Source organism: Lawsonibacter hominis (assembly GCF_014287895.1).
Taxonomy (GTDB): Bacteria; Bacillota; Clostridia; order Oscillospirales; family Oscillospiraceae; genus Lawsonibacter_A; species Lawsonibacter_A hominis.
The window spans coordinates 1-536 of record NZ_JACOPP010000110.1; the positions used below are offsets into that span (position 1 = coordinate 1).

Sequence of the window (536 nt, forward strand, 5' to 3'; positions counted from 1 at the left end):
GAAAAGAAAGCGGAGGCCAACAAGGAGAATCCGGTATATCGTGATCTGGCAATGCTGCTGTACGACGCCGCAGCGGGCAGCGACAGCTTTCTGTGGAACGGCCACACCACGCTGGAGGCTAATTCCCGGTTTATTTGCCTGGATACCCACGACCTGCAAAATGCGTCGGATAATGTCAAACGCACGCAGTATCTGAACCTGTTGAGCTGGTGCTGGGAGGAAATGAGCCGCGACCGGAATGAGCGTTGCCTGCTGGTATGTGACGAGGCATATCTGATGATTGACCCGCAGGTCCCGCAATCCCTGGTGTTCCTGCGTAATGTGGAGAAGCGGGCAAGAAAGTATGAAGCTGGACTGGCAATCATTTCTCATTCCGTGGTGGATTTCCTGGCCCCGGAGGTCAAAATGTACGGGCAGGCCCTTTTGGATATTCCGTGCTATAAAATCCTGATGGGCTGCGACGGCAAAAACCTTCAGGAAACCAAAGACCTCTACAACCTGACGGACGCGGAGCAGGAATTGTTGGAGAGCAAGCG

At 53.9% G+C, this 536-nt stretch carries 1 pseudogene; it reads left to right on the forward strand.

The window, feature by feature from the left end:
• Positions 1 to 536: pseudogene (locus tag H8S57_RS17025) on the forward strand (VirB4 family type IV secretion system protein); the annotation flags it as partial.